The 14,723-nt window shown below is 69.0% G+C and carries 9 protein-coding genes; 8 read left to right on the top strand and 1 reads right to left on the bottom strand.

All coding sequences use genetic code 11. The features are described 5' to 3' along the window. Positions 1-398: 398 nt before the first annotated feature. The 4 genes from rpoB to JQN72_RS18555 all read left to right on the top strand — a co-directional run bounded on the left by rpoB (position 399) and on the right by JQN72_RS18555 (position 9,199). Positions 399-3,887: a DNA-directed RNA polymerase subunit beta gene (gene rpoB / locus JQN72_RS15985; protein ID WP_204136128.1), complete on the top strand. Its 3,489-nt coding sequence runs from the start codon at positions 399-401 to the stop codon at positions 3,885-3,887. A gap of 101 nt (positions 3,888-3,988) precedes the next feature. After that, positions 3,989-7,876 carry a DNA-directed RNA polymerase subunit beta' gene (locus JQN72_RS15980; RefSeq protein WP_204136127.1) on the top strand — a complete coding sequence of 1,296 codons (3,888 nt, stop codon included), beginning with the start codon at positions 3,989-3,991 and terminating at the stop codon, positions 7,874-7,876. Positions 7,877-7,964: 88 nt separating this feature from the next. After that, positions 7,965-8,648: a hypothetical protein gene (locus JQN72_RS18560; protein WP_239100749.1), complete on the top strand. Its 684-nt coding sequence runs from the start codon at positions 7,965-7,967 to the stop codon at positions 8,646-8,648. 14 nt (positions 8,649-8,662) lie between these two features. Beyond that, positions 8,663-9,199, top strand: coding sequence for an N-acetyltransferase (locus JQN72_RS18555; protein WP_307812756.1), 537 nt, complete (start codon positions 8,663-8,665; stop codon positions 9,197-9,199). A gap of 12 nt (positions 9,200-9,211) precedes the next feature. Here the strand turns inward: JQN72_RS18555 and JQN72_RS15970 are convergent, their stop codons facing one another. Next, positions 9,212-9,910 (bottom strand): GNAT family protein, encoded by a 699-nt coding sequence (locus tag JQN72_RS15970; RefSeq protein ID WP_307812754.1) that lies wholly within the window; start codon positions 9,908-9,910, stop codon positions 9,212-9,214. A 363-nt stretch (positions 9,911-10,273) separates the two neighbouring features. On the opposite strand from JQN72_RS15970, the gene rpsL reads away from it, so the two are divergent. The 4 genes from rpsL (at position 10,274) to tuf (ending at position 14,660) form a co-directional block, all read left to right on the top strand. Further along, positions 10,274-10,648: a 30S ribosomal protein S12 gene (gene rpsL, locus JQN72_RS15965; protein ID WP_204136124.1), complete on the top strand. Its 375-nt coding sequence runs from the start codon at positions 10,274-10,276 to the stop codon at positions 10,646-10,648. After that, on the top strand, positions 10,648-11,118 hold the full coding sequence (gene rpsG / locus JQN72_RS15960) for a 30S ribosomal protein S7 (RefSeq protein ID WP_204136123.1): 471 nt from the start codon (positions 10,648-10,650) through the stop codon (positions 11,116-11,118). The genes rpsL and rpsG overlap by 1 nt, the downstream gene beginning before the upstream one ends. Positions 11,119-11,226: 108 nt before the next feature. Further along, positions 11,227-13,341 carry an elongation factor G gene (gene fusA, locus JQN72_RS15955; RefSeq protein WP_204136122.1) on the top strand — a complete coding sequence of 705 codons (2,115 nt, stop codon included), beginning with the start codon at positions 11,227-11,229 and terminating at the stop codon, positions 13,339-13,341. A gap of 122 nt (positions 13,342-13,463) precedes the next feature. Continuing rightward, positions 13,464-14,660: an elongation factor Tu gene (gene tuf / locus JQN72_RS15950; protein WP_204136121.1), complete on the top strand. Its 1,197-nt coding sequence runs from the start codon at positions 13,464-13,466 to the stop codon at positions 14,658-14,660. The last annotated feature ends 63 nt before the right edge of the window (positions 14,661-14,723 follow it).

The following is a 14,723-nucleotide window of genomic DNA, read 5'->3' as shown; positions in this document are numbered from 1 at the left end:
GGGGGGGGCCCCCACGGTCGTGTCCGGATGGCAGCCGCCGCACCCGGGGTCGGCCGTATCGCGGCCTGCTGAGCGTGCCTCCACGGCCGGCGAGCAACGCCGATTGGCCCGTACTGCTTGACGTCACGGGGTGTTGCGGCCATCCTGGCTGCGTCGCCCGCTCGCGTGGGCGTCCGCACCGGGAGCCAGGGGGCTTGACGCGGTTGGACGGTGCTGCCTGTGTGGGGTATGGTACTTCTTTGCGCTGCCCCTTACCTTCCATGCTCGGTGTCGAGCCGTCGTCCTCGCCATGCCCCCGGCTGCCCCGGGAGACCTGCGAAGCGGCGGTCCTGCGATGAGCCGGTGGGTGGAGAGCGGCCGGAACGCACGTCAAACCAGGCCTGTGGAAGGAACCCTCCTTGGCTGCCTCGCGCACCTCGTCCAAGACCGTGAACTCTGCTCGGACGGCTTCAGGCCGTCTCTCCTTCGCCAAGATCCGTGAGCCCCTGGAGGTCCCCGACCTCCTCGCTCTCCAGACCGAGAGCTTCGACTGGCTCCTCGGCAACGAGCGCTGGCAGGAGCGCGTCGCGCAGGCCCAGGCCGCCGGCCGGGACGACGTCCCCGAGCGCTCGGGCCTCGAGGAGATCTTCGAGGAGATCTCCCCCATCGAGGACTTCAGCGGCTCGATGTCGCTGAGCTTCCGCGACCACCGTTTCGAGGAGGTCAAGTACTCCATCGAGGAGTGCAAGGAGCGCGACCAGACCTACTCGGCGCCGCTGTTCGTCACCGCCGAGTTCATGAACAACACGACCGGCGAGATCAAGAGCCAGACGGTGTTCATGGGCGACTTCCCGCTCATGACCGAGCGCGGCACGTTCGTCATCAACGGCACCGAGCGCGTCGTCGTCTCCCAGCTCGTCCGCAGCCCGGGCGTCTACTTCGAGCGCACCCCGGACAAGACCTCCGACAAGGACGTCTACTCCGCGAAGGTCATCCCGAGCCGCGGTGCCTGGCTCGAGTTCGAGGTCGACAAGCGCGACATGGTCGGCGTGCGCGTCGACCGCAAGCGCAAGCAGTCCGTCACGGTCCTGCTCAAGGCCCTCGGCATGTCCGAGGCCGAGATCCTCGAGCAGTTCGGCGACTACGAGTCGATGCGGCTCACCCTGGAGAAGGACAACACCACCGACCAGGACGACGCGCTGCTCGACATCTACCGCAAGCTGCGTCCGGGCGAGCCGCCGACCAAGGAGGCCGCGCAGACCCTCCTGGACAACCTGTACTTCAACGGCAAGCGCTACGACCTCGCCAAGGTCGGCCGGTACAAGATCGACAAGAAGCTCGGCGTCGACGCCGACCTCACCCAGTCCACGCTGTCGGTCGACGACATCGTCGCCACGATCCACTACCTCGTCGCGCTGCACGCCGGTGAGGACACGATCGCCGGCCACCGCCGGGGCGAGGACGTCGAGGTCCGCGTCGAGACCGACGACATCGACCACTTCGGCAACCGCCGCCTGCGCAACGTCGGCGAGCTCATCCAGAACCAGGTCCGCACGGGTCTGTCCCGGATGGAGCGCGTCGTCCGCGAGCGGATGACGACCCAGGACGTCGAGGCCATCACGCCGCAGACGCTCATCAACATCCGCCCGGTCGTGGCGTCCATCAAGGAGTTCTTCGGCACCAGCCAGCTCTCCCAGTTCATGGACCAGAACAACCCGCTCGCGGGCCTGACGCACAAGCGGCGTCTGTCGGCCCTGGGCCCGGGTGGTCTCTCCCGCGACCGCGCCGGCATGGAGGTCCGCGACGTCCACCCGTCGCACTACGGCCGGATGTGCCCGATCGAGACCCCCGAGGGTCCGAACATCGGCCTCATCGGCTCGCTCGCGTCCTACGGGCGGATCAACTCCTTCGGCTTCATCGAGACCCCGTACCGCAAGGTCGAGAAGGGCCGCATCACCGACGACGTGCACTACCTGTCCGCGGACGAGGAGGACGAGCACGTCATCGCGCAGGCGAACGCCACCCTCACCGATGACGGCACGCACTTCGCGCACGAGCGTGTGACGGTCCGCCGCAAGGGCGGCGAGGTCGAGTACGTCCCGGCCGACGAGGTCGACTACATCGACGTCTCGCCCCGCCAGATGGTCTCGGCCGCGACCGCGCTCATCCCGTTCCTCGAGCACGACGACGCCAACCGCGCGCTCATGGGCTCGAACATGCAGCGCCAGGCCGTCCCGCTCGTGCGGGCCGAGGCCCCGCTCGTCGGCACCGGCATGGAGTACCGCGCGGCGGTCGACTCCGGTGACGTCGTCGTGGCCGAGAAGGCCGGGGCCGTCACCGAGGTCTCCGCCGACCTCGTGACGGTCGCCGCCGACGACGGCACCTCGCGCACCTACCGGATCGCGAAGTTCGACCGCTCCAACCAGGGCAACAGCTACAACCAGGTCGTCCGGGTCCAGGAGGGCCAGCGCCTCGAGGCCGGTCAGCTCATCGCCGACGGTCCCGCGACCGAGGGCGGCGAGATGGCGCTCGGGCGCAACCTGCTCGTCGCGTTCATGCCGTGGGAGGGCCACAACTACGAGGACGCGATCATCCTCAGCCAGCGTCTGGTGCAGGACGACGTCCTCTCCTCCATCCACATCGAGGAGCACGAGGTCGACGCCCGCGACACCAAGCTCGGCCCGGAGGAGATCACCCGCGACATCCCGAACGTCAGCGAGGACGTCCTCGCCGACCTCGACGAGCGCGGCATCATCCGGATCGGTGCCGAGGTCCGCGACGGCGACCTCCTCGTCGGCAAGGTCACGCCGAAGGGCGAGACCGAGCTGACCCCCGAGGAGCGGCTGCTCCGCGCGATCTTCGGTGAGAAGGCGCGCGAGGTCCGCGACACCTCCCTCAAGGTCCCGCACGGCGAGACCGGCACCGTCATCGGTGTCAAGGTCTTCGACAAGGACGAGGGCGACGAGCTCCCGCCGGGTGTCAACCAGCTGGTCCGCGTCTATGTCGCGAACAAGCGGAAGATCACCGACGGCGACAAGCTCGCCGGCCGGCACGGCAACAAGGGCGTCATCTCCAAGATCCTCCCGGTCGAGGACATGCCCTTCCTGCCGGACGGCACCCCGGTCGACATCGTGCTCAACCCGCTCGGCGTGCCCGGACGGATGAACGTCGGCCAGATCCTCGAGCTCCACCTCGGCTGGGCCGCCAGCAGGGGCTGGAAGATCGAGGGCCAGCCGGACTGGGCCTCGCTCATCCCGGAGGACGCCCGTGAGGCGGAGGCCGGGACGCGCGTCGCCTCGCCGGTGTTCGACGGTGTCCGCGAGAACGAGATCGTCGGTCTCCTCGACTCGACGAACCCGACCCGCGACGGCGACCGTCTCATCGACGGCTCCGGCAAGGCCCGGCTCTTCGACGGCCGCTCCGGCGAGCCGTTCCCCGAGCCGGTCTCCGTGGGCTACATGTACATCCTCAAGCTGCACCACCTCGTGGACGACAAGATCCACGCGCGCAGCACGGGTCCGTACTCGATGATCACCCAGCAGCCGCTCGGCGGTAAGGCCCAGTTCGGTGGCCAGCGCTTCGGTGAGATGGAGGTCTGGGCCCTCGAGGCGTACGGCGCGGCCTACGCGCTGCAGGAGCTGCTCACCATCAAGTCCGACGACGTCAACGGCCGCGTCAAGGTGTACGAGGCCATCGTCAAGGGCGACAACATCCCCGAGCCCGGCATCCCCGAGTCCTTCAAGGTGCTCATCAAGGAGATGCAGAGCCTCTGCCTCAACGTCGAGGTGCTGTCCAGCGACGGCTCCACGATCGAGATGCACGACGCGGAGGACGACGTCTTCCGCGCGGCGGAGGAGCTCGGCATCGACCTGTCCCGGCGCGAGCCGAGCAGCGTCGAAGAGGTCTGACAGGTGCCCCGGCCCGGACACCGCGAGGCGTCCGGACCGGGGAGCCCGCCCGACTCACACCAGTCAGACCAGAGATTTCGTAGAACGAGAGAAGGAACCACGTGCTCGACGTCAACTTCTTCGACGAGCTCCGGATCGGTCTCGCGACGGCCGACTCCATCCGTGCCTGGAGCCACGGCGAGGTCAAGAAGCCCGAGACGATCAACTACCGCACCCTGAAGCCCGAGAAGGACGGCCTCTTCTGCGAGAAGATCTTCGGCCCGACCCGGGACTGGGAGTGCGCCTGCGGCAAGTACAAGCGGGTCCGCTTCAAGGGCATCATCTGTGAGCGCTGCGGTGTCGAGGTCACCCGCGCCGCCGTGCGGCGTGAGCGGATGGGCCACATCGAGCTCGCCGCCCCCGTCACCCACATCTGGTACTTCAAGGGTGTCCCGAGCCGCCTCGGGTACCTGCTCGACCTCGCCCCGAAGGACCTCGAGAAGGTCATCTACTTCGCGGCGTACATGATCACCCACGTCGACGAGGACCAGCGGCACGCCGACCTCCCGTCGCTCGAGGCGCAGATCCAGGTCGAGAAGAAGGAGATCGAGAACCGGCGCGACGCCGACGTCGAGACCCGGGCCAAGAAGCTCGAGGACGACATCGCCGCGCTCGAGGCCGAGGGCGCCAAGTCCGACGCCAAGCGCAAGGTCCGCGACTCCGCCGAGCGGGAGATGAACGCCATCCGCCGCCGCGCCGACCAGCAGGTCGAGCGGCTCGAGCAGGTCTGGGACCGCTTCAAGAACCTCAAGGTCCAGGACCTCGAGGGCGACGAGGTCCTCTACCGCGAGATGCGCGACCGGTTCGGGCTCTACTTCGAGGGCGGGATGGGCGCCGCGGCGATCCAGAAGCGCCTCGAGACCTTCGACCTCGAGGCCGAGGCGGAGTCGCTGCGCGAGACCATCGCCACGGGCAAGGGCCAGCGCAAGACCCGGGCCCTGAAGCGCCTCAAGGTCGTGTCCGCGTTCCAGACGACGACGAACCAGCCGGCCGGCATGGTCCTCGACGCGATCCCGGTCATCCCGCCGGACCTGCGCCCGATGGTGCAGCTCGACGGTGGGCGGTTCGCGACGTCCGACCTCAACGACCTCTACCGCCGGGTCATCAACCGGAACAACCGCCTCAAGCGGCTGCTCGACCTCGGTGCGCCCGAGATCATCGTCAACAACGAGAAGCGGATGCTCCAGGAGGCCGTCGACAGCCTCTTCGACAACGGCCGCCGCGGCCGCCCCGTCACGGGCCCCGGCAACCGTCCGCTCAAGTCGCTGTCCGACATGCTCAAGGGCAAGCAGGGCCGGTTCCGCCAGAACCTGCTCGGCAAGCGCGTCGACTACTCGGGCCGCTCGGTCATCGTCGTCGGCCCGCAGCTCAAGCTGCACCAGTGCGGCCTGCCGAAGCAGATGGCGCTCGAGCTCTTCAAGCCGTTCGTCATGAAGCGGCTCGTCGACCTCGACCACGCGCAGAACATCAAGTCCGCCAAGCGGATGGTCGAGCGTCAGCGTCCGGTCGTGTGGGACGTCCTCGAGGAGGTCATCACCGAGCACCCCGTGCTGCTCAACCGTGCACCCACGCTGCACCGCCTCGGCATCCAGGCCTTCGAGCCGCAGCTCGTCGAGGGCAAGGCCATCCAGATCCACCCGCTCGTCTGCACCGCGTTCAACGCGGACTTCGACGGTGACCAGATGGCCGTGCACGTGCCGCTGTCGGCGGAGGCGCAGGCCGAGGCCCGCATCCTCATGCTGTCCTCGAACAACATCCTCAAGCCGGCCGACGGCCGCCCGGTGACCATGCCCACCCAGGACATGATCATCGGCCTGTACCACCTCACCTCCGAGGTCGAGGACGGCAAGGGCGCCGGCCGGGTCTTCGCGACCCCGTCGGAGGCGCGGATGGCGTTCGACGCGGGCGAGATCGAGCTGGGGTCGAACGTCAAGATCCGCCTCGAGCGTCTCGTCCCGACGCCGCTCATGGAGCTGCCGGAGGGTGTCGAGGTCGGCGCGGACGGCACCGTCCCGTCGCTGACGCTCGAGACGACCCTCGGCCGCGCGCTCTTCAACGAGACGCTGCCGGAGGACTACCCCTACGTCAACGACCAGGTCGACAAGAAGCGCCTGTCGACGATCGTCAACGACCTCGCCGAGCGGTACAGCAAGGTGCAGGTCGCGGCGAGCCTCGACGCGCTCAAGGAGTACGGCTTCCACTGGGCGACCCGCTCGGGCACCACGGTGGCTATCTCCGACGTCGTCACCCCGCCGCGCAAGGGCGAGATCCTCGAGGCCTACGAGACCAAGGCCACGAAGGTGCAGACGCAGTACGAGCGCGGTCTGATCACCGACGACGAGCGCCGTCAGGAGCTCATCGAGATCTGGACCCAGGCGACGAACGAGGTCGCCAAGGAGATGGAGGGCAACATCCCGCGCACCAACACCATCTACCGGATGGTGAGCTCGGGTGCGCGCGGTAACTGGATGCAGCTCCGCCAGATCGCCGGCATGCGTGGCCTGGTGTCGAACCCGAAGGGCGACATCATCCCGCGGCCGATCCGCGCGAACTTCCGCGAGGGCCTCACGGTCGTCGAGTTCTTCATCTCGACGCACGGCTCCCGCAAGGGCCTCGCGGATACCGCGCTGCGCACCGCCGACTCCGGGTACCTCACCCGTCGCCTCGTCGACGTCTCGCAGGACGTCATCATCCGCGAGGACGACTGCGGCACCGAGCGTGGGCTGACGATGCCCATCGCGACGACCGACGAGCGCACCGGCACGCGGGCGGTCCACGACGACGTCGAGACCTCGGTCTACGCACGCTCGCTCGCCGAGGACGTCACCCAGGACGGCGAGGTGCTCGCCCAGGCCGGCATCGACCTCGGCGACGTCGTCATCGGCGCGCTCTTCGCGGCCGGAGTCGACTCCGTCAAGGTGCGCTCCGTGCTCACCTGCGACTCCAAGGTCGGGACCTGCGCCAAGTGCTACGGCCGCTCGCTGGCCACCGGCAAGCTCGTCGACATCGGCGAGGCCGTCGGCATCATCGCGGCGCAGTCGATCGGTGAGCCCGGTACCCAGCTGACGATGCGGACCTTCCACACCGGTGGTGTGGCCGGTGACGACATCACCCAGGGTCTGCCGCGTGTCGTCGAGCTCTTCGAGGCGCGCACCCCGAAGGGTGTCGCCCCGATCGCCGAGTCCAGCGGGCGGGTGACGATCGAGGAGACCGACAAGGCGCGGCGCATCCTCGTCACCCCGGACGACGGCTCCGAGGACCACGCCTACCCGGTGACGAAGCGGGCCCGCCTGCTGGTCCAGGACGGCCAGCACGTCGAGGTCGGCACCCAGCTGACCCAGGGCTCGATCGACCCGAAGCAGGTGCTCCGGATCCTCGGCCCGCGCCAGGTGCAGATGCACCTCGTCGACGAGGTCCAGAACGTGTACCGCCAGCAGGGTGTGTCGATCCACGACAAGCACATCGAGGTCATCGTCCGGCAGATGCTCCGCCGGATCACGATCATCGAGTCGGGCGACGCCGACCTCCTGCCGGGCATGCTCGCCGAGCGCGGCCGCTTCGAGTCCGAGAACCGTCGGGTGGTCTCCGAGGGCGGTCGTCCCGCCTCGGGTCGACCCGAGCTCATGGGCATCACCAAGGCCTCGCTCGCGACCGAGTCGTGGCTGTCGGCGGCGTCCTTCCAGGAGACGACGCGCGTCCTCACCGAGGCCGCGATGGAGGGCAAGTCCGACCCGCTGCTGGGCCTCAAGGAGAACGTCATCCTCGGCAAGCTCATCCCCGCGGGCACCGGCCTCACCCGGTACCGGAACATCGCGGTCGAGCCCACCGAGGAGGCCAAGGCAGCGATGTACTCGATGCCGAACTACGAGGACTACGCGTTCTCGTTCGGTCCTGGCTCCGGCGAGGCCGTACGCCTCGACGACTCCGAGCTCGGTCTCGACCGGCTCTGACGGGTCCGACCCGCACCTGACGAGGGCGGGCACCACGGTGGGAGACCACCGGGTGCCCGCCCTCGTCGCGTGTGCCTACGCTTCCCGGATGGAGCCCGTCGTCCCCGTGACCCTCGGCCGCGAGGACACCCCTGCCGGCGAGGTGGTCCTGCGGCGTCGCGGCGAGGTCCTCGAGCTCTTCGTCGACGGCACGTTCACGATGGACACCGTCGACACCTCCACCGAGGTGCTCCTCGCCACCGAGGCCCTGCGCCGCCACCCGGCGCCCGGGAGGGTGCTCGTGGGCGGGCTGGGGCTGGGCTTCACCACGCGGGCGGTCCTCGACGACGCCCGGGTACGTCACGTTGACGTCGTCGAGCTCGCGGAGCCGCTCGTGCGATGGGCCCGCGAGGGTCTGGCCCCCGAGCTCTCGGGTCTCGAGGGGGACCGGTGCGCGCTGCACGTCGAGGACGTCGCCGACGTCCTCCGTCGTGGGGCGGGCCCCTCGGGGTGCTGGGACCTCGTCCTCCTCGACGTCGACAACGGCCCCGGCTTCCTCGTCCACCCCGGCAACGCCGACCTCTACCGCACGCCCCTGCTCGCCCGGGCACGGGGAGTGCTGCGCCCGGCCGGGGTGCTCGTCGTCTGGTCCTCGCACGCGGCCCCGGACCTCGAGCAACACCTGCGCCGGGTGGCAGGTCCGCAGGACCGGATCGAGGAGACGGTGCTCGAGGTCGCGCGGGACGGACGCACCTTCCACTACGCGCTCTACACGCTGGCTCGCGGGCGGTAGGGAAGGATGGGGTCGTGCGCGCCGACCTCGTCATCCGTCCCGAGCAGTCCACGGACGCACCCGGCGTCCGCGGTGTCCTCGACGCGGCGTTCCCGGTGCCCGAGGGTGCGCAGGAGACCGTCGAGGCCCGGCTCGCCGACGCGCTGCGATCGGACGGCGACGTCGTCCCCGGCCTCACCTTCGTCGCCGAGCTCGACGGCGAAGTGGTCGGCTCCGTGGTGTGCAGCCGCGCGACGATGGGCCGCGGCGTCTCGGTCGGCCTGGGGCCGCTGGCCGTCCGCCCGGACCTGCAGCGACAGGGCATCGGCTCCGCGCTCATGGCGTCCGTGATCGCCACGGCGGACCAGGCCGCCGAGCCCTCCCTCGTGCTGCTCGGCGACCCCGGGTACTACGGGCACTTCGGGTTCGTGCCGGCGGTCGAGCACGGCATCGGCTCGCCAGGCCCCTGGGACGACCGCTACTTCCAGGTCAAGGTCCTCCGCGCCTGGCGACCGCAGCTCGCCGGGCCCTTCCGCTATGCGCCGGCCTTCGAGCGCCTCGAGGAGTCGTGAGCGACCGACGGCTCAGCGTCGAGTCCGGACGTCCAGGGCGGTGCGCTGCCGGCCGTCGGCGTCGAAGTTCGCCGGGTCCAGCCACCGCTCGAGGCCGGTGCGGAGCCGCGGCCACTCGGCGTCGGTGACCGAGAACCAGGCCGTGTCGCGGTTGCGGCCGCGGTACACCACGGCGTTGCGGAACGTGCCCTCGTACGTGAAGCCCAGCCGCTCCGCGGCGTCGCGGGACGGGGCGTTGAGCGCGTCGCACTTCCACTCGTAGCGCCGGTAGCCGAGGTCGTCGAAGGCGTGCCGCATCATGAGGTACATGGCCTCGGTGGCCGCCGTGGTCCGCTGCAGCGCGGAGCCGTAGACGATGTTGCCGACCTCCACCGAGCCGTTGGGCGGGTCGATCCGCAGGTAGCACGCGACCCCGAGCGGCGCGCCCGCCGGGGACAGCACGGTCATCGTCACCTGGTCGGGCCGCGCGACCACCCTCCCCAGCCAGGCCCGGAGGTCGTCGGTGCTCCGGTGCGGCCCCGACGGGTAGTACGACCAGACGGTGGGGGAGCTCTCGAGGTCGAGGGCGACGTGCAGCGGCTCGTCGTGCTCCGGTGCGTACGGGACGAGGCGGCACCACCGCCCGTCGAGCGTCACCGGGCGAGGGGCGGGCCGGGGCGTCCAGCCGGGCACCGGTGCGCCGACCTGCTGGCCGTGCTCGTCGGTCCGCACGGGCGGCACCCTAGCCGCCGTTCGGGAACATCGTGCCGCCGGGCTGGCGTTCCACCTGCGACCGGTGCGCGCAGGTGGTCCGTCGACGATTTGGAACGCCCCAGCGCAGGCCGGTAGTCTGGGACACCGTGTCTGGCTAGGTCCAGACCCCGGAGGCCGTGGCCATCGCCGTGAGGCGTCGGAGGCGGCATCGCCCACCTCTTGCCGGGCGCCCCACTTCACTCTCGTCCGAGGGTGACCCATGGGGAGTGCAGGGAAGAGCAGCCGGTGCGACACACCCGAGCGCGGGGGTCGAGTGCCGGCCATGACAAGGAGCCGCGGCACCGACGCCGAGGCTTGACCAGACCAGACGAAGGAACCAGGTTGCCTACCATCAACCAGCTGGTGCGCAAGGGCCGGCAGGACAAGGCCGTGAAGGTCAACACTCCTGCACTCAAGGGCTCGCCGCAGCGCCGTGGCGTGTGCACGCGCGTCTACACGACCACCCCCAAGAAGCCGAACTCCGCCCTCCGCAAGGTCGCCCGTGTGCGCCTGACGAGCGGCATCGAGGTCACCGCCTACATCCCGGGCGTCGGCCACAACCTCCAGGAGCACTCGATGGTGCTCGTCCGTGGCGGCCGGGTGAAGGACCTCCCCGGCGTCCGCTACAAGATCATCCGTGGCGCGCTGGACACCCAGGGTGTCCGCGACCGCAAGCAGGCCCGCAGCCGCTACGGCGCGAAGAAGGTGAAGGGCTGATGCCGCGCAAGGGTCCCGCCCCGAAGCGTCCGCTCGTCGTCGACCCGGTCTACCAGTCCCCGCTGGTCACCGCGCTCGTCAACAAGGTCCTCCTCGACGGCAAGAAGTCCACCGCCGAGCGCATCGTCTACGGCGCGCTGGAGGGCTGCCGCGACAAGACCGGCACCGACCCGGTGCAGACGCTCAAGCGAGCGCTCGACAACATCCGGCCGACCCTCGAGGTCAAGTCCCGTCGCGTCGGCGGTGCGACCTACCAGGTGCCGGTCGAGGTCAAGCCGAACCGTGCGACGACGCTGTCCCTGCGCTGGCTCGTCGGCTACTCGCGGCAGCGTCGCGAGAAGACGATGACCGAGCGCCTCATGAACGAGATCCTCGACGCCTCCAACGGCCTCGGTGCCGCGGTGAAGCGCCGCGAGGACACCCACAAGATGGCGGAGTCCAACCGGGCCTTCGCGCACTACCGCTGGTGAGCCGCGCCCGGGGGGCCGGCCGCAGACCGTGGCCGCCCCCCGGGCCCACCGCGACCCCCGCAGCGCACCGAACCGCACACCCCTAGCGACGAGACGAGAGCACCCAACGTGGCACAGGACGTCCTGACGGACCTCAAGAAGGTCCGCAACATCGGCATCATGGCGCACATCGACGCCGGCAAGACGACGGCGACGGAGCGCATCCTCTTCTACACCGGTGTCAACCGGAAGATGGGCGAGACGCACGACGGCGCCTCGACCACCGACTGGATGGAGCAGGAGAAGGAGCGGGGGATCACGATCACCTCCGCGGCGGTCACCTCCTTCTGGGAGGGCCACCAGATCAACATCATCGACACCCCCGGCCACGTCGACTTCACGGTCGAGGTCGAGCGCTCGCTGCGCGTGCTCGACGGTGCCGTCGCCGTCTTCGACGGCAAGGAGGGCGTCGAGCCGCAGTCCGAGACGGTGTGGCGCCAGGCCGACAAGTACGGCGTGCCGCGCATCTGCTTCGTCAACAAGATGGACAAGCTCGGTGCGGACTTCTACTTCACCGTCGACACCATCAAGGACCGCCTCGGTGCCGAGCCGCTCGTGCTCCAGCTGCCGATCGGTGCCGAGAACGACTTCGTCGGCGTCGTCGACCTCATCTACAAGCGCGCGCTGGTCTGGGAGGGCGACGCCAAGGGCGACGTCACGCTCGGCGCGAAGTACGAGATCCAGGACATCCCGGCCGACCTCGCCGACCAGGTCGAGGAGTACCGCCACCACCTCATCGAGCGCGTCGCCGAGTCCGACGACGCCCTCATGGAGAAGTACCTCGAGGGCGGCGAGCTCTCCCCCGAGGAGATCAAGACGGGCATCCGCGCCCTGACGATCGCCTCCGAGGTCTACCCCGTCCTGTGCGGCTCCGCGTTCAAGAACCGCGGCGTCCAGCCGATGCTCGACGCGGTCGTCGACTACCTCCCCTCGCCCGTGGACGTCCCCGCGATGCACGGGCACGCCCCGGGCGCCGAGGACGAGGAGATCACCCGCGCGCCGAGCAAGTCCGAGCCGTTCTCGGCCCTGGCCTTCAAGGTCGCGTCGCACCCGTTCTTCGGCACACTCACCTTCATCCGGGTCTACTCCGGCCACATCTCGTCGGGCACCCAAGTGCTCAACAGCACGAAGATGAAGAAGGAGCGCATCGGGAAGCTCTTCCAGATGCACGCCAACAAGGAGAACCCGGTCGAGGAGGCCATGGCGGGCCACATCTACGCCGCCATCGGTCTCAAGGCGACGACCACCGGCGACACGCTGTCGGCGATGGACGCCCCCGTGGTCCTCGAGTCGATGACCTTCCCGGAGCCCGTCATCCAGGTCGCCATCGAGCCCAAGACCAAGGGTGACCAGGAGAAGCTCTCCACGGCCATCCAGAAGCTCGCCGAGGAGGACCCCACCTTCCAGGTCACCCTCGACGAGGAGACCGGCCAGACGATCATCGCCGGCATGGGCGAGCTCCACCTCGACATCCTCGTCGACCGGATGAAGCGCGAGTTCAAGGTCGAGGCGAACGTCGGCAAGCCGCAGGTCGCCTACCGCGAGACCATCAAGCGCGGGATCGACCGCTACGACTACACCCACAAGAAGCAGACGGGTGGGTCCGGCCAGTTCGCGAAGGTCCAGATCGCGCTCGCGCCGCTCGACACCGCCGAGGGCGAGCTCTACGAGTTCGAGAACAAGGTCACCGGTGGCCGCGTCCCGCGCGAGTACATCCCCTCGGTCGACCACGGCATCCAGGACGCCATGCAGTACGGCATCCTCGCGGGCTACCCGCTCGTCGGCATCAAGGCCACGCTGCTCGACGGCCAGGCCCACGACGTCGACTCCTCGGAGATGGCGTTCAAGATCGCCGGGTCCATGGCGCTCAAGGAGGCCGTCCGCAAGTGCGAGCCGGTGCTCCTCGAGCCGATGATGGCCGTCGAGGTGCGCACGCCCGAGGACTACATGGGCGACGTCATCGGTGACATCAACGCCCGCCGTGGCCAGATCCAGGCCATGGAGGACATCAGCGGCGCCAAGGTCGTCCGCGGTGTGGTGCCGCTGTCGGAGATGTTCGGCTACGTCGGCGACCTGCGGTCCAAGACCCAGGGCCGGGCGAACTACTCGATGGAGTTCGACTCCTACGCCGAGGTCCCCAAGTCGGTGGCCGAGGAGATCATCAAGAAGACCCGGGGCGAGTGACCGCTAGAGTGGTCGCTGGTCTCGCCTAGAGAAGCATCCCCACCAGAAACCCACAGACGACGCCACGTCCTGCCCGGTCGTAACGGCGTTACCGAGAGAAGAGTCCTGAGGAGGACAAACAAGTGGCGAAGGCAAAGTTCGAGCGGTCCAAGCCGCACGTCAACATCGGCACCATCGGTCACATCGACCATGGCAAGACGACGCTGACGGCCGCGATCTCGAAGGTCCTGCACGACAAGTACCCGGACCTCAACGAGGCGTCGCCGTTCGACTCGATCGACAAGGCGCCCGAGGAGAAGCAGCGCGGCATCACGATCTCGATCGCGCACATCGAGTACCAGACCGAGCAGCGGCACTACGCACACGTCGACTGCCCGGGGCACGCCGACTACGTGAAGAACATGATCACGGGTGCGGCCCAGATGGACGGCGCCATCCTCGTCGTCGCGGCCACCGACGGCCCGATGCCGCAGACCAAGGAGCACGTCCTCCTGGCCCGCCAGGTCGGCGTCCCCTACATCGTCGTGGCGCTGAACAAGGCCGACATGGTCGACGACGAGGAGATCCTCGAGCTCGTCGAGATGGAGGTCCGCGAGCTCCTCACGTCCTACGAGTTCCCGGGCGACGACCTGCCGGTCGTCAAGGTCTCGGCGCTCAAGGCGCTCGAGGGCGACGCCGAGTGGGGCCAGTCGGTCCTCGACCTCATGGACGCCGTCGACACCTACATCCCCGAGCCGGAGCGTGAGACGGAGAAGCCGTTCCTCATGCCCGTCGAGGACGTCTTCACGATCACCGGTCGTGGCACCGTCGTCACCGGCCGTGTCGAGCGTGGCATCCTCAAGGTCAACGAGGACGTCGAGATCGTCGGCATCCACACCGGCCCGGCGACCAAGACCACCGTCACCGGCATCGAGATGTTCCGCAAGCTCCTCGACGAGGGTCGTGCGGGCGAGAACGTCGGCCTCCTCCTGCGCGGTATCAAGCGCGAGGACGTCGAGCGTGGCCAGGTCGTCGTCAAGCCGGGGTCGATCACGCCGCACACCGCGTTCGAGGCGAACGTCTACATCCTCTCCAAGGACGAGGGTGGCCGGCACACGCCGTTCTACGACAACTACCGTCCGCAGTTCTACTTCCGGACCACGGACGTCACCGGTGTCGTGAAGCTCCCGGAGGGCACCGAGATGGTCATGCCCGGCGACAACACCGAGATGTCCGTCGAGCTCATCCAGCCGATCGCCATGGAGGAGGGCCTCCGCTTCGCGATCCGCGAGGGTGGCCGCACCGTCGGCGCCGGCCGGGTCACCAAGATCAACGAGTGACCTGACGCCGGTCCCCACCGGCACTCGAAGGGCCCGTCCACCGTGAGGTGGACGGGCCCTTCG

The sequence above is a fragment of the Phycicoccus sp. CSK15P-2 genome, from assembly GCF_016888005.1.
Taxonomy (GTDB): Bacteria; Actinomycetota; Actinomycetes; order Actinomycetales; family Dermatophilaceae; genus Phycicoccus.
The sequence above is the reverse complement of the archived record's forward strand: the minus strand, read 5'-3'. Positions and strand labels throughout refer to the sequence as shown.

What these genes read in the sequence shown, in the direction of transcription:
- rpsG (WP_204136123.1), top strand. Translation starts at nt 10,648, where the DNA reads ATGCCGCGCAAGGGTCCCGCCCCGAAGCGTCCGCTCGTCGTCGACCCG.
- JQN72_RS18560 (WP_239100749.1), top strand. Translation starts at nt 7,965, where the DNA reads ATGGAGCCCGTCGTCCCCGTGACCCTCGGCCGCGAGGACACCCCTGCC.